The organism is Sphingobium sp. Cam5-1 (assembly GCF_015693305.1).
Taxonomy (GTDB): Bacteria; Pseudomonadota; Alphaproteobacteria; order Sphingomonadales; family Sphingomonadaceae; genus Sphingobium.
In genome coordinates, this window is record NZ_CP065138.1 from 2807032 (window position 1) to 2826279 (window position 19248).

Genomic DNA, 19248 nt, shown 5'->3' on the forward strand with positions numbered 1-19248 from the left:
TCTTCCCACCGCTTTCGCACAGCGCCGCTGAACCAGAATGTCATGCGCCAGTTGGCAACGCATCCCATCTCAGTTCGCACTGAAACTGTCCTCAGCACCACTCGAAGGAAGCCCGCGCTGCATCACCGGCTGTTCGATCCCGTCGGCGTGAGCAAGCTCTTGGTTATCGAAGATCATGCCTATGGACGCGGGCGATCAACCAGATGCCGCCTACAACAAGGCTTCAGCTTTCCAGCGGGGGAAGATGGCCGCGCATGCCTCTGCGTTGTGAGGGCGAAGGCAAGAAGCGAGGGCTGATCACGCCCGGCCCGATCAGTGCGGGACTGACGGCCAGGAAGACGAACAGGAACCAGCATCGCCCATAGACGTGCGGCATGCCCATCACCGCGTTGGCGAAGGTTACGAGCGTCGTGACGATCGTCAGCAGCACCAGCTTCCCATATCGGGCTCGATATCCCACGATGCCCGCCAATATCGGAACGGTCATCAGCACCAGATAGCCGAGCAAAGACAGGCCGCCACCTTCATTCAACAGCAGCAGATAAAGGTTATGGACAGGAAGGCCATAGCGGCTTTCCTGCCGATACTGATCCGCGCCAAGGCCGATGATGAGATTCTTGTCGGCCATCTCCAGCGCTTCCCTGTTCAGTTCCTGCCGGGACTCGAACGTGCCCGCGGTCGAAAGATCGCCCGAGTTCAGGGCGGAAAGGACCCTGGTCTGGAATGTCGCGGGAAGATAACTCTGCCCGAACGCGAGTACGGCAGCGCCCAGCGATGCGACGATGATCAGGGTTTTGAAATTCCGTCTGCCGCCGAAGAAAATCAGCGCGGCGGCGATCATGCTGTAAAGCCCGGTGTTGGAACTGGTCAGGATCACGCCCGTGATGAGAATGGCGAGGCAGGGCAGCGCAGTCATCGGCCGCATCTGTTTGGACAGGAGCATCAGCCAGACGAGCGTCATCGCCATGACCGTCAGCACGCCCATGCCATTGGGGTTGCCCGCAAAACCCTGTAGCCGCTTGTTGCCCGTGACGAGGGCCATCTGTTCCCTGTCGGTGCTGTAATAGCCGGCCGAGTAGACCATCGCCCCCAGCGCGCACATGACCACCATGCCCCAGATCCCGCATTTTATGAGGCGGACCACTTCTTCCTCCGGCCGACGCAGCAAGACGAGCGGCACGAGCAGATAGGCGAAGGAATATTGCGTGACCAACACCAGGCATCGGGTCATATCGCCTTTGAAAACGCTCCCTATGAAAAGGCCGCCACTGAGCATCAGCAGCCCCAGCACCCAGAGCCAGGTCAGACTGGCGAAGGGCGACGCCACCCTACCTGTCGCCACACGCAGGAAGAAGGCGCCTGCGAACATCACGTCGCTTATGGTTATATAAAGGCTTGGATGGCGGAAGGCATTATAAGGCGCGAAAAACACCGCGCCTTGCAGCAGGACGAATTCCCATCTGTGGAGTTCGTCCGTCCAGAATTGCGTTCGTTCCTGGGCGGGGCTGGCACGACGGCCGCCGGGCAATGGATAATGGCTTGCCTGATACTGACTGGTTTGCACGCCTCGCGCTCCGGCTATTTTTCTGCCTTGTTCCGCAACTAGGATGCAAATCTGGCCTGACTTAGTCCATTGCACATAATGCCTGCCCGGCGTTCAAAAGGGCAGGGCACGATATCCGATTGGGTAGGGGGTCGGGCAATGAAAACGGATGGTTATCGCCGCCCGTGAAAATGCTGCCTTTGTCCTCCGGCGGTCGTCACACGCTTGCCGAACAATCGGCGGTGCCGCGCGTGGCGCCCCTCGGCGGGAAAGCGGCGGGGCTTGCCTTGGGCGATGAGGGCGTTGCGCTGTCAGCTGCCTGACCATGCAGTCCCTGTCCTGCTGCCCAAATTGCCGCCTGGGTGCGATTGGACACCCGCAGCTTGCGCAGGACCGCTTTCACATGAACCTTGACGGTGGCTTCGCTGATCGAAAGCTCACGAGAGATGACCTTGTTAGGCAACCCTGCGATCAGGCGCCGTAATATCTCCATTTCCCGTGCCGACAGATTGGCGCAGTCGATCGACACAGCGTTGGGCGTTTCCTCGCAGACGGCGGATTGATCGATCAGCTTCTGGGCCAGTTGAGAAGGAAAGATTTTTTCCCCCAACGCGATCAGGTCGAGATACCCGCCTAATCGTTCGCATGACAGGTCATTGATCAGATAACCTTCGGCGCCCGATCGAAAAGCATCCAGCATTGCGTCGAAATCGAACTTGTTGGCGAGTATCGCGATCCGCGCGCTGGGATAATATTCGCGCACTTGGGCAAGCGCCGCGCCGTTCCATTCCATGTCCTGATCTTCAATCAGCAGCAAAAGGCAGTCGGAATCGGCGACGTTGGCGGGGCAAGGCTCGTCCAGTCTGGCCCCGGTATAGAGTATCTGACGCTGTTGTGACGAAAGAAGCCGCCGGAGCCCCTCTCTGACGATGGAGCTTCCGCCCACAAGCACAACATCTGAATCCATAGTCATCGTCCGCCTCCCTCAACATCACAGACAGACCGTGATGGATTGAATGCAAAGCACTTGCTGAAGGCGACCCCTGTCTTATCGAGCCGGAGAGTATCATAAATGCAGCGTTGAACAATAGGTGCAACATTTTGGGAAAACTTAACTTACGTGAAGATCGGGCGTTGACGCGATTTTGCTAACCGCTTGTCTATTCATGAATTTGTCTGAACCATCCCAAATAGCAAGGAAGCGCTCTCCTTTAGGGTGGCCTGATGACATGTGCTGAACAGCATGTGCGATTCGCGCGTAACCTATTGTGGAAATGATCTTCTGGCAGCGGCTTGGATTCAGCCGATCAGTCGATGCCGGGGGCAGGGACGGCCCGCCGCACATGTCAATTAGCCAAAAGACTTAATCCAGCTTCCTCCCGCAAATCATTCGGGGCGAAGGCTTGCGGATATTCTGCTCGTTCGGCCAACGCCCGCACCGATTCCTGCCACAAGGGATGATAGCTGTCTGGTTCATTGCGGCCGGGGGCCAAGTTGTTACCGTTTTACTCGTGGTCTTGACGATCGCGCTCCGCATGCTGCGACAGGCCCTCTTTGACAGCATGCGGGGTTTGCTCGTCGAAGGTCCTTTTCTTGAACCGCAAGGGTTTTGCTATGGATGCGAGCGCACCGCCCGCTGGATCTGACCCGCTTCTCGACGATCTCGCAGACCCGCGGGCGGAGGTTTCCGCTGGTGGGCCTGGCTGGGCGATACTGCTGCACGATCTGCTGACGCGGCCGACCGGCTTTCCCGGCCCGGCCCGTTTCGCGGCGCTGATGCTGATCGACGCGTCGTTGATCCTGACCACCCTGCTTCTGGTCGTGATGGCCATACCGGGGAGCGTTTCGGCGGCCTTCTATGACCGTCCCAGCCTCATGATCTTCTTCACCCTGGTGGCAGTGTTCGCTCTCTGCCTGACGGGGCTTTACTGGCGAAGCTGGCGCTTCCTCTCCTTCGGCGACTGCATCGCGCTTTCTACGGGTGTCGCGGGCGGAGCGACGGCGGCATGGAGTATGTGCCTGATCATATCGGCAAAGATACGGGCGGTGCCGGTCGAGGCGGTCGGTTTCGCGCTGCTGCATTCGGCATTGCTGCTGGTGGCGATGATCGGCGTGCGAACGGTGCGCCGGGGCCTGCGCGAATTCGCCTTGGCGCATATCGTCCCTCCCGGCGGCGGTCACAATATATTGCTGCTGGGTGAGCTGGACTGGATACGGTCCCTCATGGACATGCTCCGCGCCGAACGGACCAATCGGTTCAATGTCGTCGGCGCGCTGACCTTTGACGGACGTGAGACGCGGTTGCAGGTCGCCGGTGTACCCGTGCTGGGTTCGCCCGACAAACTGCCGCAGATCGTGGAGATGTTGGCGACGCGGGGGCTGAAGCCCGAAAGTCTCGTCATACGCGGTGACAGGACGATGCCGCGCCGGTCCTTCTCCCATCTGGTGAAGCTGGCCGATCAGTGCGACCTGACGGTAGCGCACGCCAATGATCTGCAAAAGGCGAAGGACGGAACGGCGCGCCTGGAAATCAAGCAATTCGAGCTGGCCGACCTGCTCGGCCGACCCGAAGTCTCCCTCCAGCGAAGCATAGTCGATCGGCTGATCCGCGGCCGCCGGATATTGGTGACGGGCGCGGGCGGCACGATCGGCGGCGAACTGGTGCGCCAGATCGCCACCTTCCGCCCGGCGGAGATCGTCCTCCTCGATCATTGCGAGTTCAATCTCTACACCATCGAGATGCAGGCGCGGGACAAGTTCCCGGATGTCATCTGCCGACCCGAACTCTGTTCGATCCGCGACCGCGCCGCGCTCAATGACGTCTTCCAGCGGCATCAGCCTGAGGTCGTTTTCCATGCCGCCGCGCTCAAGCATGTGCCCATTGTCGAGGCCAATCCGTGCGAGGGCGCGCATACCAATGTGCTTGGCACGCGAAATGTCGCGGATGCCGTCTGTGCTTATGGCTCGCTCGCGATGATCCAGGTTTCGACCGACAAGGCGGTCAACCCGGTGGGCGTCATGGGCGCCACCAAGCGCCTTGGCGAACTCTACTGCCAGGCGCTTGACCTGATCGGCCAGTGCGACCCCGACAGCCCGCGCTTCATGACCGTGCGGTTCGGCAATGTGCTGGGTTCTAGCGGATCGCTCGTGCCCCTGCTCCAGCAGCAGATGGCCGCCGGAAAGCCGCTCACCATCACGCACCCGGACATCAAACGCTATTTCATGACCGTGGGCGAAGCGGTGCAGCTCATCCTGCAAAGCAGCGCCCGCGCGATGGAAACCAACATTGATCGGGGCACCATCTTCGTCCTCGACATGGGCGAGCCGGTCAAGATCGTCGACATCGCCCGGCGAATGATCCGTCTCGCGGGCCTGCGCCCGGACATCGACGTGCCGATCAAGTTCGTCGGCCTTCGTCCCGGCGAGAAGCTTTACGAGGAATTGTTCGACACCACCGAGGAACAGCTTCGCTCCACCATCCCCGGCGTGATCGAAGCAAGCCCTTGCCCTGTCCCGCTCGAAAAGCTGGTGAACGCCTTCACCGAACTGGCAAACCTCATCCATACCCATGACGAGGATGGGGTGCGCGACCTGATGAAGGAATTGCTGCGCGCGCCCGCCCAATCGAACTGGGCAAAAACGCTGCGAGAATTGACCCGGGAGATCGACCTTGTCGGCAAGGCTGCGAATGAATGACCGGGTGCCATCGTTTGCGGCGGCCGATGCCCATGACCCTGGGGATGAGGATATGAATCGCATAGCCCAGACGCGCGAACTAGGTGCTGCGGCCGTCGCCATCCCGTCTTTCCCGCCGCCAGACCGGCGCTGGCCCCAATATGAGCCGGACGAGATCGATGCCGTGGTCCGGGTACTGGAGAGCGGCCGCGTCAACTCGCTGGTGCATGGTGACGAGTGCCGCGCCTTCGAACGCGAGTTCGCGCTGTATTGCGGCATGCCCCATGCGATCTCGCTCGCCAACGGCACGCTGGCGCTGGAACTGGCGTTTCGTGCGCTGGGCGTCGGGCCGGGCGATGAGGTGATCGTTCCGGCACGCAGCTTCTTCGCCAGCGCCTCTGCCGTCGCCGCAGTCGGTGCGATGCCGATATTCGCGGACATCGACGCCAACAGCCACACGATCGATCCCGCCGCCGTCATTCCGCTGATCAACGGAGGGACGCGGGCGATCCTGTGCGTCCATCTGGCTGGCTGGCCCTGTGACATGGACGCGCTGTCCACCATCGCGGATCGGCATGGCCTATGGCTGGTGGAGGACTGCGCGCAAGCGCATGGTGCTGCCATCGATGGAAAGAAGGTCGGGTCCTTCGGCCACGCCGCCGCCTTCTCCTTCTGCACTGACAAGATCATGTCGACGGGCGGGGAAGGGGGCATGTTGCTGCTGAGGGACGAAGCGCATTGGGAACGCGCCTGGGCCTATAAGGACCATGGCAAGAACCCCGCGATGCTCTCGGCGCCTTCGGCAGGCAACGCCTTCCGCTACCTGCATGAAAGTTTCGGCACCAACTGGCGGCTGACGGAAATGCAGGCCGCGATCGGGCGGGCGCAGCTACGCAAGCTGCCGTCCTGGCTGGCGCGGCGGCGCGCCAATGCCGCCATTCTGCGCGAAGGATTAAGGGGCCATCCGCTGATCCATGTGCCACAGGTGCCGCAGGGGGTGGATCACGCCTTCTACAAATTCTACCTCATGCTGGATGCGGCGGTCGAACGGCCTGCCGTCATCGCCGCGCTTGCCCGTAATGACATACCAGCCGGGACAGGATCATGCCCGGACATGTCCCGGGAACTGGCCGTCCGGAACAGTGCTCACCCCAATCTCCATCCCCTGCCTGTCGCCGCCGAAATAGGCGAACGCAGCCTGATGCTGCCGGTCGATCATCTGCTGGGCGATAAAGATATGCAAATCATCATCGATGCGCTGCTGGAGGCGCTCGAAGATGCTCGTGAAGGCGACCAGAGTTTATCCTTTGCGAACAAATAACTATCCAGCAGCAATTGACATTGATTTATTTCTGTTCTGAAACTGTAACAAAAATGGCCAGAAGTGGCCAGGAAATGGGAGGTGGTCATGCGGCTAGTTCACTCTATCGGCATTTCCCTGATGCTCGCGCTTTCGGCCTGTACCGGCTCTGTGTCCGGTCTGCCTGCCGTTTCCACCGCCAACGCCGATCAATATCGGCTCGGCCCGGGTGATGAACTCCGCATCATCGTTCCCGGCTTTACCGAAATCGACAATGGCACGGCCTTCGTCGTCAATGATCGCGGCGAACTGACGTTGCCGCTGATGGGCGGGATTCCGGTCAGAGGATCGACCATCCCCGAACTGGAACAGCGCATCGCCGCCCTGCTGGTGGAAAAACGGCTGATGGTATCGCCTGCCGTCAGTGTTCAGCCGGTGAAGCTGCGGCCCATCTACATCCTTGGCGAAGTGCGTAGCCCCGGCGAATATCCCTATCGCCCCGGCATGACCGTCGTCACCGCTGTATCGGTGGCAGGCGGGTACACATTCCGCGCCAATCGCAACACGGTTGCCATCATCCGTCAGGTGAATGGTCAGGCGTCCACCGCCAAGGCTTCCGAAAATACGCCGATCCAGCCGGGTGACACCATCAAAGTCGTGGAGAAATGGTTTTGACAGCAAAGCGCCTCATCCCCTTCTGCTCATGCGTCATGTTGACGGGCATGGCCTTTCCAGCTGCCGCACAGCAGCTGGATCGAGCCACGCCGCTGCTGGAAACGCCGGAGGAATATGAGGCGAGAGCGGTGCAGTTGGGCAGGATATCGGCCTATCTTGGCGCGGATGCCCGGCTTGAATATGATTCCAACATCTACGCCCTGTCCTCGAATGAAATCGACGATGAGCGCCTGACCATCTCGCCGTGGCTCAACCTGCGGATGAGCGATAACAAATTCGAACTGGCGGCGCAGGCGCGGGGGGTAATCCGGCGCTATTTCAAGAATGACACTGAAAATTCCGAGGGCATGAATACCAGTATCGGCGGCGTATATCACCTGTCGGGCGCCGATAATATCACCGCTAGCGCGGGCTGGATGCGGCTGGTCGAGGATCGCGGCGAACCTGAATCCCGCACGGGCGTCGGCACGCCGCCGCGCAGATATGACCAGTGGCAGAGTGACCTTGGCTACACGCATCAGGGCGCCCGCTTCAATGTCGGCGTGAAGGGCACCTGGCTCAAGAACAACGCCCTGGCCGCCGTCGATGCCGAACGCGATTTCGACCAATATTCCGGCTCCGCCCGGCTGGGATACCGGGTCAGCGGCATAATGGATGTCTTTGGAGAAGGCTTTGTCACGAGGCGCAAGTTCCGGTTGCCGGTGGACGCGTCGGGCGTCGACCGCGATTCCAGAACCTATGGCGCGCGGGCGGGGGTGGCATTTGAACCCGGCGGCCTGATCCGTGGCGAAGCGTCAGTCGGCGTGTTCCGCTTCAACCCCGACGACGCACGATTTAACAGCAGGACCGGCCTGTCGGTTTCGGCCGGGCTGACCTACACGCCTTCGCCCAGATGGGCGGTCACGCTCGATGGATTCCGGGGCGATGTCGCTACCGTCCGCACCGGCGCGCAGTCGCGCACCGACACGAGGTTCCGTCTGGGCGTGCAGAACGAGATTTACCACAATCTGCGCTGGCAGGCGTCCGTGCTGTACCGCCGCAGCAGTTTCATCGGTTCGGGCCAGCACGAACGGACGATCGCCGGTGTGGCCGAAGTCGAATATCTGGTGAACCGCAATATTTCCTTCGCGCTCACAGGACGCATCGCCAATCGCGACAGCACCAGAGCGTTCGACGATTTCGATCGCACGATCGTCGGCGCGGAAATCCGCCTGCAATATTGATCGGATAGAGGATCAGCGTATCTGCCGCCCGGCCATGACTTCGCGATGGGCGAAATCCAGAAATTCGTCGAGATTTAGCCAATTGTCATGGTCGCGGTCCTGCCAGGCGTCGTTGCGCCGGACGTTCATGCCATTGGCCCGCTCCCAGCTGTCGGCCATCCCGTCCTCATCCAGATCGACATAGGGCGTTCCGGGCGCGATCCGGGGCAGGGGGCGTGGTCCGGCTCGCATTCTTGCATCACGCAGGATATTCCCTGTTCTGTTGCGCACGTCGCTGACAGTGCGCAGGTCAAGCGCATCTCGCGGAAATGCTCCAGCGCCGCTCAGTACCTGGATATAGGCCTTTTCGGGTGAGGCGACCTTCATGCTGAGGGGGCAGACGGGCCGCCCCACACGCGCAGCAGCTCCGGCACGGTTCGTGATGACCTTGACCTGATCCAGCCTGTTGGCGGACATGAAAATTTCCGATTGGCCTGTGCTGGCGCCCGCATCACGATCTATTGCCGCAATCTTGTCCGTGCCGTCTGGGCCGTTTTTGTAATAATTGCCGACGATGTTGACGGGCGTTCCGCCATAGATTTCCTGCACGCGGGTGAATTGGGACCTGGCATTATAAAGAACATTGTTGACGATCTCTACGCATGACTTGGGCGTGAAATTCACGTCCGGACTTCTGCTTCCATTATGAGCGCACAGATTACGGATGAAGCTGACCTTCTGCGGCTCCCGCGGGTCGAAAGCCAGCATCGCGCATTTGCTCCGTCGGGAAATGCCCTCTGTAAAGATGGAGTTGGACATTGTGATATTGTCGTTCACGCCAAAGCCGCTGATGATCTGACCCAATGCCCAGGCACCGCTGACATGATCGAAAATAACGTCGTGGCTGTTCTCAAAGAGAAATGACCCGTTGCTGGCGGCGGCATTGCCGTTGAGATCGGTTCGTACGCGGATATGGCGAACGATCACGTCATGCGTATTCTTGGCAACGATCGGAGTGTTGCCGCCTTCACCTCCCGCATGAGTGATCAATATTCCGCCGCCGGGCGCGGTTTGACCGGCGATGGTGATATAGGGGTGGCGTATCACTGGCCGATCCGTTGTGAAACGGATGACGCCAGCGACGCGGAAGATGCACACGCGCGGCTTTTTGGCGTCTATGCATGCGCGCAGGGAACCGGGGCCGTGGTCCGCCAGCGTGGTGACAGGCATGATCACGCCGCCACGTCCGCCACGGGTCCGTCGGCCAAAGCCTTCGGCTCCGGGAAATGCTTCGGCACCGGGTACTTCGGGCAATACTGACGTTCCGTCGGAATTGCCGGTGCCCGTCAATTGCCGCACGATATCGGAAGGCGTGACAAACGGAGCCACCAGTAGCGCGGCGATCCCGACACCCAGGGCGGCCACCGCATTCGAACTCACCATCGCCTCCGGTTCCGGCGCGGCCCCGTCCCGAGGAGCGACTGATAGATTGCGGACACTTGCGACGCATGCTGTTCCACGCCGTAGCGGCGGTTCGCCAGGATCTGCGCCTGCGCGGCGATCGCCGTCAGTCGATCGGGACAATCGAGCAACTCGACGATGGCTCGCCCCATGGCGGCGGGATCATCGGGTTCGACCAACATGCCCGTCACGCCATGGTCGATCGCTTCGATATTACCGCCCGATGCGGCAGCAATCACGGGCGTGCCGAGCAGCATGGCTTCGATCAGCGATCGGCCAAAAGGCTCGTTGACGGCCGTCACCACATGAATGTCACAGCCCGCCATCAACGCGGCGGAGGGATAGCGAAAGCCCATGAGGCGCAGGCGATCGCTAACGCCCAGCGCCTTGGCTTTTTCGTTGATCTGTTCCTCTATCCCGTCCGTCAGCGGCAATCCGAACATCAATCCCATCACCGGAAGATCGGGCCGCGCCCGGGCAATATGTGCCAGCATTTCTACAAACATCAGCGGCCTTTTGCGGTCGATGAAATGGCCGAAAAAGCCAAGAAGGCGGGTGTCGGGATCGACGCCCAGCTCCGATGTCAGCGCCAGATGCGCCTGCGCCCGGTCGATCGGCTCGGCGTCCGCGTCGAAGGGGCTGTAGATGACGGAAGTCTTGCGCGCCGCGCGCTTCCGACGGCGCACCTCGGACAAGGCATAGGCTGATACGCCGACGATGCGATCCGCCGCGAAGGGGGCGACGAAGCGGACGCCTCGGGCATCATGACTGCCCCTATGGTGCCACAGCATCTTGACCCCTGCCAGACGGGCGGGCAGTGCCCAGGACATATGCATCGGCCCATCATTGGTATGCACGATCCGGACGTCGTTCAGCCTCAGAAAGCGGATCATGCGCCACTGATCGATCAAGGCGCTCACCGTCTCCGCCTTGCCTCCCGCCTTGGGAACGCCAGGGGATTCGCCAAAGAATCGGGTATCGGGCAGAGTGACGAAGTCCAGCCCCTCGGATCGCAGAAAATCGCCGAACTGCCCCGATCCATAGTGCAGGACGATGAGGGGCGAGAAGCGGCTGCGATCCAGTTGATGGATGAGCTTGGTCGCAGAGATATGGCTCCCCCCCATCGCTCCCCCGGCAAAGGGGAAGCAGATGCGCGCGGGAGCAGCGCTTTCGGCTTCGCGGTCCAGCGCCGCAGCGGTTCCGGACAGAGAGGCGGAGGCGGGCAAGACCTGCAACATGTTCACATCACCTGTGCGCGGCGTGGCGAGGCGGGGGCTCCCCATTCCTGAAAGGAGGAACCGGATACATCCCGGTAAAGCTGATGGTAGCGCGCCGCGATCTGGTTCATCGAAAACTGCTCCTGCACCCTTGCCCGAGCGATCTCGCCCAACTGGCGGCGGCCACCGGGTCCCATCCGGTCCATGGCCATGATCGCTTCGGCAAGCGCCGCCGGGTCGCGTGGCGGAACGACCATCCCGCTCTTGTCCACGATCCAGCCGCTGTCCCCGACATCGGTTGCGATACAGGGAACGCCGCATGCCATCGCCTCACCCAGGATATTGGGGAAACCTTCACCCCATGCCGAAGGCAGCGCGACTATGTCGAGGCCGGGCAGCAACGTCTCAAGCTTCCGGTCATGGCTCCGCAGGGTCAGGCGATCGGCGGGCATGGATGCCAGCAGACGCGCAAGCGCGCCGGTGGACTCGTCCATGCCTTGACCCGTCAGCAGCAGGTGCACATCCGTGCCGCGCGCGCGCGCACGTAGCACGGCTTCGACCAGAGTGGCCGCATCCTTCATCGGATGATTGCGCGCCGCCATCCCGACGATCAGCGCGCCCGGTGCAATCCCCAGATCGCGGACAAGCGCATCGCGACCCTCTTCGCGCGGGCGGAAGAGGTCGCAATCGAACCCATTGGGGATGACCGCCATATCTTCCGCGTGAAAACCGAGCCGCTGATGCTGCGCCGCCGCCGCATGGGAGTTATAGATGATCGTGCGCGGCCAGGATGAACATGCGGCGGCCAGCCGCACGATGACCCGCATCAGGGGCTTTTCCTGCGACAATTCGTCGATGCTGTGGCGCACATTCCAGATCACCGGCACAGTGTCCGCGCGTCCCAAGGTCGCCAGCCGGGTGGCAAGATGGGCGTGATACATCCACGCCATGATGACCGCTGGCTGTTCCTGCCGAATGACGGCGCGAAGGCGGGCAAGCCCCGGCAGCAGGTCGATGGCCCTTCTCATGCCGCAATGACGAAGCGGCACGCCGCTCGCGCGGATGCGGTCTCCAGCGACACCCGGCGGCATCAGCGACACGACCGACGGCTGCATCGCGCCGCCCTGCCTGCGTTCATGATCCACCAGCTTGGCGAGCATGGTTTCCGCGCCCCCGACATTCAAAGCGGTTATGACGTGGAGAATCTTCATGGAGGCTCCTGAAGCTGTGCCGATCACATTGCGGTCAGCAACTTTTCTATTTCCGATCCGGCACCGATCCGTTCCACCACCTCCAGGGCACCACTGTCGCTCATGGCGAACAGCGTCCCATGATGGTCCCCGGACACCCGCGTGCGCACGATGAACAGCAGCGATCCTGGACCTTTGAGATAGGAACGAAGATTATCCACCGCCTTTCGAAGGTCAGTTTCGGCGAAGTAATTTTCGTTGAGGATGTTGGCGGCGCGAACCAGATCGAAACGCCGACCGAAACCGTCACGCGGGGCAAGCACATCATCCTCGACAATCGTGATGAGGCCATGGTTGCGGACGCGCGGGCTGACCAGTTCGACCTTCCTGACGCCCACACCCTGGCGCAGCCTGCGTGCCGCCAGACCGCCGACGATGCGGGACAGGATCGGCCGCACCAGCCACATGCCGGTCAGATAATCCAGACGGCGCCGCCATGGTTGTATCGACCGGCCGAACAGATCGACCTGCAACAGCTGACCTTCCGGATTCAGCAGCGCCGCGCATCTTTTGCCCAGTGGGACGATCCAGGCATGGATGGCATAATCGGTGCCGGTGATGCGCGGCCGGTATCCTTCACGGGTAAAGGCGTCGCACAGGTCCAGCGTGGTCGTCCCCGACGATACGCCGACGTCCAGTACTTCCCGCACATCCAGCCCGCGCGCCTTGACCGCTTCCACCAGATGGCCGTCAAGCGCGCCGAACCGTCCGCCCCAGGTGCATTTGAACGTGTTGTTCGGGTTCTTGATGGAACTGAAGAAGGCGTCTTCCACCTGTTGCGGAAGGGCTTCTGCCGGGTGCGAGAAAAATTCTGTTGCTGCTACTATCATAGCCGTTGAGCCTACAATGTGTGGCGGCGGCATGAAGTGGGCGCTTGGCTATGACGAAGGCCAATAGGGATTAGCCCAAATGCGAGCGGCCTGCGGTTCTGGCTAAGCCGCTTGGTCGCCGCGACCAACTGGCGATAATCCGCAAGTCCCATGGATTTGACGCGGCCAAGGCCTCACTGTGCGCGGATGACAATGCCGATCCGGACGGATGCCTCAGCCAGAGGCAAGCCGCACATCGCCTTCATTCTGCCCGGCCTGCGTGCTGGAGGATCGGAACATATCGTCAGCCTGCTGTGCAATCATTTCAGCCGGTCGGGCTGGACGGTCAGCCTGTTCGCCTTCGAAGAACCCGGAGTGCGCCCCTATTATGCGCATGATCCGGCGGTCAGCATCACGCGGCTGGGCTTTCCCGTCGGGCGCTTGCCGGTGCTGCGATCCGCCCTCGCGGTTTTCCATCGCATCGGCGCTCTCCGCAAGGCATTGGCAAGCACGCGGCCGGACCTGATCATCAGTTTCCTGACACGCACCAACGTCGTCACCGTTCTTGCCGCAAAGCCGCTCGGCATTCCGGTGATCGTGTCGGAACGCAACAATCCCGCCCAGCAAAGACCCGGCGCCTTCTGGTCGGCTCTGCGCCGCTACACCTATGCGCGCGCGCATGGGCTGGTGACGATGACGCAAGGCGCGATGCAATATTTCCCCAAGGTCATGCGTCCCCGCCAGTGGGTCATTCCCAATCCCACCTATGCGCCTGTCACACTCGATGAGGCGCGCCCATGCGGCAGGCAGGTGGTCGCCGTCGGGCGGCTGGTGCCGCAAAAGGGCTTCGACCTGCTGCTGGATGCCTTCGCCCGCGCGGCCCCTCTCATCCCCGACTGGTCGCTCACCATCTGGGGGGAGGGGCCGGAGCGCGCGAAGCTCGAAGCGCAGCGGGACGCGCTAGGCCTGCAAGACCGGGTGTCGATGCCGGGCGTCACGAAGGACCATGGCGGCTGGCTGCGTGAAGCCGACATCTTCGTCCTCTCCTCGCGCTTTGAAGGGTGGGGGATCGTCGTGGGCGAGGCCATGGCGGCGGGCGTCCCCGTGATTTCCTTTGATTGCCGCTTCGGCCCCGGTGAAATGATCGCCGACGGGATCAGCGGCCTGCTGGTTCCGGATGGCGATGTGTTCGCTCTTGGCGCGGCCATCGCCGCCCTGTGCGCCGACCCCGATCAGCGCCGCCGCCTGTCCGAAGGGGCGCGGGCCGCCTCTCAGCGTTTCACCGTCGACCGCGTCCTTGTCCAATGGGAGCGCGCAGCGATGGAGGCGATCGCTCCGCGCCAGTCCGGGGCAAGCTCAATCAGGCCTGTCGCTATCTGAACGGTGCAGCCTGTTTTTGACACTTCTAAACGACGCTGATTTCGTGTCGGCGCGCGCGCCCTGATGCGTGCAAACGGGATTCCCGTCCGGAGAAGTCACTGCACTAAAACGCATAATGCCGGAAGCGCGCGCCCAAATCACCTTTCTCGTGCCTCCCGGACCCGCCGGAATCCGGGCCCGCCCGGCGGTTTCAATCAACCTATCGTTTAGATTAGCGTGAGACAGTTATGTCGGTCCCGCGCCATTTTCATGCGCGTGGGGCCTCTACTGGGAGCGGGTGAATGGCGAAGTTTTACGGGACTGTCGGAGACGACATCATCAAGGGAACATCCCTGATCGACAGTATATTCGGTGGCGCAGGCAATGATCAGCTGTGGGGCGGATTAGGCGACGATTATATTGAGGGGAATGATGGCAACGACGTGCTTCATGGGGAAGCGGGCGCCGACTTCCTCAAGGGCGGTTTGGGCGATGACCAGCTTTGGGGCGAGGACGGCAATGACTCGCTCGATGGCGGGGCGGGGCACGACCGTATTTATGGCGGCCTGGGCAACAACATCGTCACGGGTGGCGACGGCAACGATCGCATCGAAACGCTGGACGGGCACGACCAGATATTGGGCGATGCCGGGAATGACACCATCCTCGCGGGCGGGGGCCGCGACTATATCGATGGCGGCGCCGGAGATGACATCATCTACGCTGGCGCTGGCGATGACGGGTTCCTGAACGAAATCAATCCGGCGACCGGCCTGCTGACGACTCAGGCCGTGGCCGGCGGCGCGGGCAATGACTGGATTTATGGCGAAGACGGTAACGACAAGTTGAAGGGGCAGTCGGGCGACGATCATGTCTACGGCGGCAACGGCAATGACAGGGTCGATGGCGGCGACGGCAACAACTATCTGTCGGGCGGCAGCGGCGACGATATTCTGGATTCCGAAGGCGGCGTGGATCAGCATTATGGCGGTGACGGCCGGGACAATATGGAATCGGGCGCGGGCAATGATTTCCTCGACGGCGGCAAGGACGCGGATTCCCTGAACGGGGAGGCGGGGAACGACATTCTCTTCGGCGGCGATGGCGACGACCTGCTCTTGGGTGGCGCCGGTGCCGACGAGCTGCACGGCGATGCGGGGAACGACAAGCTGACCGGCGATCTGGGCACCGACAGGCTATGGGGAGGCGCGGGCGCCGATTGGTTCGTGTTCAAAGGCGCGGGCGCGCTGGATGGCGGCGACCGGATAGAGGATTTCCAGGACGGTGCCGACCGCATTGTGCTGGAAAAGCTGGGAGTCACCAAATATGCTGCGGGCGGGGCGCCCGGTACGGTGTTCGCGCATGACGGAGCCTCGGGCAACGTCCTGCTGGATGTCGTCACCTCTTCCGGGGTGAAGTTCAGCATCGACATTGCCGATCCCCTGGGGACGTTGACTGCCCATAATTTCACGGCTGCGGATTTCATCTTCGCCTGATGGCGGTGCAGATCGGTTGTTTCTGAACGCAACGGGGCGCCGCTCGCTTGCCCGTGAGTGCGCGGCCCCGTTTCGCAATTCTTCCCCCGCACCGGCTATTCGGAGTTAAGACGACAGAGAAGCTGCGTCTTCCCTGCTTCGGTCCCATCATAAGTCTCGAAAAACAGGACTGAAGGTGGCGTGCCAATGAATGCGGTGGGATTTCGATTGAAGATGACCTTTTCCGCGATTCGGTTGCGCGATGCGCTGACTCATCGGCGGGCGCGGGCCGTTTTCCATCTTCTGTCCGGCACCGCCGCGACGCTGGCGCTGACGCTTCTGTCCATTGCCTTGGTCGCGCGGCTGCTGGGGCCTGCCACCTATGGCATCTTCGCCATGATCCTGACGCTGGGTCAGGCGTGCGAGCGGCTCGTCAGCTTTCAGTCGTGGCAACCGCTGATCCGCAATGGGGCGACCGTCGATCCTCACGCGGACCCGGCCACCTATTTCGCGCTGCTCAAATTCGGCTGGCTGCTCGATATCGGCGGCGGCATCGGGGCCTGGGCTATAGCGAGCATGCTGACGATCGCCGGACATTATCTGTTCGGCTTCTCCTTCCAGCACGTCGGCTATACGCTCCTCTTCGCCACCTCGCTGCTGTTCAACTTCAACGGTGTCTCGACCGCCATATTCAGGCTCGCGGGCCAATATCGCGCGGTGGCGCAGATTCAGGTCGCGAACGCGTTCGTCCGCCTCCTCTGCGTGGCGGTGGCTTATCTGGCGGGCGCAGGCATGCTCCAGATCATCCTCATATGGACGATTACCCAGATCTTGGGCTCGATTGCCAATTTCGTTTTTGCCATGCGCTTTTTGCCCCAGCCTGGATTTCGTCAGCTGCTGGGAGCAAGGGCGAAAGGGATCACCGGCCGCTTTCCCGACATCTGGCGCTTCGCGCTCGGGTCGAACCTCTCGCTCACCCTGTGGTCGAGCGTGCAGGTGGTCGATACGCTGATCGTCGGATGGCTCGCTGACCCGGCGAGCGCGGGCTTGTTCCATATCGCCAAACGCATCAGTCGCATCCTTCTCCAGGTCGGCGCGCAGGTGCAGGCCGTGGTCTATCCCGATCTCAGCCGGTTGGTGGCGGCGGGCAAGCGCCACGCTTTCGTCCGCGTGCTGGTCCAGACCGAATTGCTGCTGGGGGCCTTTGGCGTCTTCTGCTTCGTCGCCATGCTGTTGGTGGGCGGGCCGCTGATGCGCCTTGCCGTCGGGCCGCATTTTGCTGGAGCTGTCCCCTTGCTCACGATCCAGATCCTGGCCGTCACCTTCGCGATCAGCGGGTCCGCCAGCCGTGCCGGGCTGCTTGCCCTGGGCGATCAGCGCGCTCTCCTTCGCACGGTGATGGCATGTACCGTCGCATTCTACTGTACCGTGTTTCCGCTGGTTCCGCTGGTCGGAGCAATGGGCGCGAACATCGCGCATCTGCTGTTCGGCGTGATCTGGCTGGGCGGCCTGACGCTGTGTCTGCGCCGGGCGATCAACGCCGCCCCGTGGACGGTGGAAGAGGGGCGGAAATAGCGTCAGAGTTCTTCCAGCGTCTCGATGATCCGATCGGCTTTCACGCCCTCATGCATGCCGAACTGATGGATGCGATCCGGCCGGGCAATCCGCACTGTCCGCCACCCGCGAGCCTGAGGCGCGGTGAAATCCTTCGACGGGTTGTCCGCGACATAGGTCAGCGATCCGCCCGCCCGGCCGAAAATCTGCTCGACATGCTCGAACGCGCGCGGGTTCGGCTTCCAGCACTCCCGGCCCCATGTGTCGGTGCAGATACCAAGGTGGATGCCGCGCCCATACAGGCCCAGCGCCCTGATCTTGCGCCTCTGCGCATCAAGAAAGCCGTCGGTGATCACCGCGAAGCCCGTCCTGCCATCACGCCCCGCAAGGAACCGCTCCGCATCGGGCGCAAGGCAGATGTCGGGACGATGCTGCCGGTACGTAGCCAGCATCCGCGCGATCAGAAGGGGCGATGGCGCGAGGCCCATCTCCTGCAAGCTGTCGTCGAATATCTGGCTGCGACGCCCCGCGTCGAACCGGCTGCGCATCACTTCGCCCAGACCCTTGATCCCCAGCGCACTACTCGCCCATTGCCCCACTGCCCGGAGCCCGCTCAGCACATAGTCGCGCTCCAGATAGAGCGTGTCGTCCAGATCGAACACGATGACGTGCTCGAACCGGGTGCTTTCAGATGAAAACGGCATCATCGAAACGCAGCATCAGGACATTGTCCTGCCAGCCATCATGCGCCGTGCGCGGCAGTCCCAGCCGCTCCTCCAGCATCCACTGCGCAAACCGCGCCCCCGCCCGATGCGCCAATGGATAGCCCCCGCCGAACCGAGCATTGATCTCGAAAATGGATGCGTTCCCTTCCGCATCCACCCGAAGCTGAAAGCACATCGCCCCGCGCGCACCCTGAAGGGCGGAGCCCAATCGCCAGGCGAGATCCTGCATGACGGCATCCCTTACTGTGACGCCCTTCTCGACCTCCCCCGACCGCACCCGCAGCCGCTCATGGGGAACCGCGCATTGCAGCTGTCCTTCACCATCGAAATAGAGGCTGATCGTAAATTCCCGCCCCTCAAGAAACTGCTGGAGAACATAGGGCTCACTCGTGTCGAGCGCCGCCACCTCCTTGCGATCATAGACCATGCCGATGCCCCGGCTGGAACTGCCATGTCGCGGCTTGGCCAGCAGTGGCAGTGGCAGATCGGCCGATCCCTCCAGATAATCCTCCACCGATATGGTAGCGGGGGAGGGGAGACCCGCGCCCGTCAGGAAGCGGGCCGTGGCCAGCTTGTCCCGCGCCATCTCGACCAGCGGCGCGTCCGACACCGCGACATGGCAGTTGATCGCGGCGAACTGCTCGCGCGCACTGGCATAGGCGATAAGCTCGGTATCGATCGTCGGCACGATCAGTTCGATTTGCTCACGCCTGCAAATATCCAGCATCGCCGGAATGAACCCATCGCTCTCCGCAGGCGGCGCGGCGAAGCTGCGGTCCGCTTCGATACAGGCCGGGCTCCAGTCCGGTTTCAGATCGCACGCGAACATGGCAAGGTCGATGCCCAGCGCCCCCGCCGCTTCGCGAAAGCTCCGCATCAGGCCGACCCGCCGCCCGGCTGAACTCAACATCATGCGCAGGGACCGGCCGCTGCGGTCGGGACCTTCCCAATCCGTGCCCAAGGTTGCCGATGCTCCTCCCGTCCGGGTCGCGGGTGCGTCCAT

15 protein-coding genes are annotated in these 19248 nt (G+C 62.0%); 7 read left to right on the forward strand and 8 right to left on the reverse strand.

Annotation, left to right across the window (positions count from 1 at the left end; translation table 11 throughout):
- Positions 1–223: 223 nt before the first annotated feature.
- Both IZV00_RS13940 and IZV00_RS13945 read right to left on the reverse strand, forming a co-directional pair.
- The gene (locus IZV00_RS13940; RefSeq protein ID WP_196225173.1) at positions 224–1564 is read right to left on the reverse strand and encodes an O-antigen ligase family protein; all 1341 of its coding nucleotides are present in this window, start codon (positions 1562–1564) and stop codon (positions 224–226) included.
- Between the two features lie 196 nt (positions 1565–1760).
- On the reverse strand, positions 1761–2516 hold the full coding sequence (locus IZV00_RS13945; protein ID WP_196225174.1) for a LuxR C-terminal-related transcriptional regulator: 756 nt from the start codon (positions 2514–2516) through the stop codon (positions 1761–1763).
- Between the two features lie 620 nt (positions 2517–3136).
- Here IZV00_RS13945 and IZV00_RS13950 point away from each other — a divergent pair.
- The 4 genes from IZV00_RS13950 (at position 3137) to IZV00_RS13965 (ending at position 8416) form a co-directional block, all read left to right on the forward strand.
- Positions 3137–5239 carry a polysaccharide biosynthesis protein gene (locus IZV00_RS13950; protein WP_230463232.1) on the forward strand — a complete coding sequence of 701 codons (2103 nt, stop codon included), beginning with the start codon at positions 3137–3139 and terminating at the stop codon, positions 5237–5239.
- Positions 5240–5291: 52 nt separating this feature from the next.
- Positions 5292–6539 (forward strand): DegT/DnrJ/EryC1/StrS family aminotransferase, encoded by a 1248-nt coding sequence (locus IZV00_RS13955; protein WP_196225175.1) that lies wholly within the window; start codon positions 5292–5294, stop codon positions 6537–6539.
- Between the two features lie 87 nt (positions 6540–6626).
- On the forward strand, positions 6627–7193 hold the full coding sequence (locus tag IZV00_RS13960) for a polysaccharide biosynthesis/export family protein (protein WP_196225176.1): 567 nt from the start codon (positions 6627–6629) through the stop codon (positions 7191–7193).
- Positions 7184–8416: an outer membrane beta-barrel protein gene (locus tag IZV00_RS13965; protein WP_196225177.1), complete on the forward strand. Its 1233-nt coding sequence runs from the start codon at positions 7184–7186 to the stop codon at positions 8414–8416. The genes IZV00_RS13960 and IZV00_RS13965 overlap by 10 nt, the downstream gene beginning before the upstream one ends.
- A 12-nt stretch (positions 8417–8428) precedes the next feature.
- Here IZV00_RS13965 and IZV00_RS13970 read toward each other — a convergent pair whose 3' ends face one another.
- Genes IZV00_RS13970 through IZV00_RS13985 form a run of 4 tightly spaced genes read right to left on the reverse strand, consistent with a single transcriptional unit; the run spans position 8429 to position 13153 of the window.
- Complete coding sequence (locus tag IZV00_RS13970; RefSeq protein ID WP_196225178.1) at positions 8429–9838, reverse strand: pectate lyase; 1410 nt, start codon at positions 9836–9838, stop codon at positions 8429–8431.
- Positions 9832–11139, reverse strand: coding sequence for a glycosyltransferase family 4 protein (locus IZV00_RS13975; protein ID WP_196225179.1), 1308 nt, complete (start codon positions 11137–11139; stop codon positions 9832–9834). The genes IZV00_RS13970 and IZV00_RS13975 overlap by 7 nt, the downstream gene beginning before the upstream one ends.
- Positions 11097–12284, reverse strand: coding sequence for a glycosyltransferase (locus IZV00_RS13980; RefSeq protein WP_196225180.1), 1188 nt, complete (start codon positions 12282–12284; stop codon positions 11097–11099). The genes IZV00_RS13975 and IZV00_RS13980 overlap by 43 nt, the downstream gene beginning before the upstream one ends.
- Positions 12285–12307: 23 nt before the next feature.
- Positions 12308–13153, reverse strand: coding sequence for a hypothetical protein (locus IZV00_RS13985; protein ID WP_196225181.1), 846 nt, complete (start codon positions 13151–13153; stop codon positions 12308–12310).
- Positions 13154–13339: 186 nt separating this feature from the next.
- Between IZV00_RS13985 and IZV00_RS13990 the strand changes: the two genes are divergently transcribed.
- The 3 genes from IZV00_RS13990 to IZV00_RS14000 all read left to right on the forward strand — a co-directional run bounded on the left by IZV00_RS13990 (position 13340) and on the right by IZV00_RS14000 (position 17541).
- Entirely contained in the window at positions 13340–14512 is a 1173-nt protein-coding gene (locus IZV00_RS13990) for a glycosyltransferase family 4 protein (RefSeq protein WP_230463233.1), read from the forward strand.
- A 281-nt stretch (positions 14513–14793) separates the two neighbouring features.
- A complete protein-coding gene (locus IZV00_RS13995) occupies positions 14794–15987 on the forward strand; it encodes a calcium-binding protein (RefSeq protein ID WP_196225182.1) in 1194 nt (397 codons plus the stop codon).
- 213 nt (positions 15988–16200) lie between these two features.
- Positions 16201–17541 (forward strand): lipopolysaccharide biosynthesis protein, encoded by a 1341-nt coding sequence (locus IZV00_RS14000; RefSeq protein ID WP_230463234.1) that lies wholly within the window; start codon positions 16201–16203, stop codon positions 17539–17541.
- 2 nt (positions 17542–17543) lie between these two features.
- On the opposite strand, the gene IZV00_RS14005 is transcribed toward IZV00_RS14000, so the two are convergent.
- Positions 17544–18227, reverse strand: coding sequence for an HAD family hydrolase (locus IZV00_RS14005; protein WP_230463235.1), 684 nt, complete (start codon positions 18225–18227; stop codon positions 17544–17546).
- Complete coding sequence (locus tag IZV00_RS14010) at positions 18208–19248, reverse strand: ATP-grasp domain-containing protein (protein WP_196225184.1); 1041 nt, start codon at positions 19246–19248, stop codon at positions 18208–18210. Before IZV00_RS14010 ends, IZV00_RS14005 begins: the two co-directional genes overlap by 20 nt.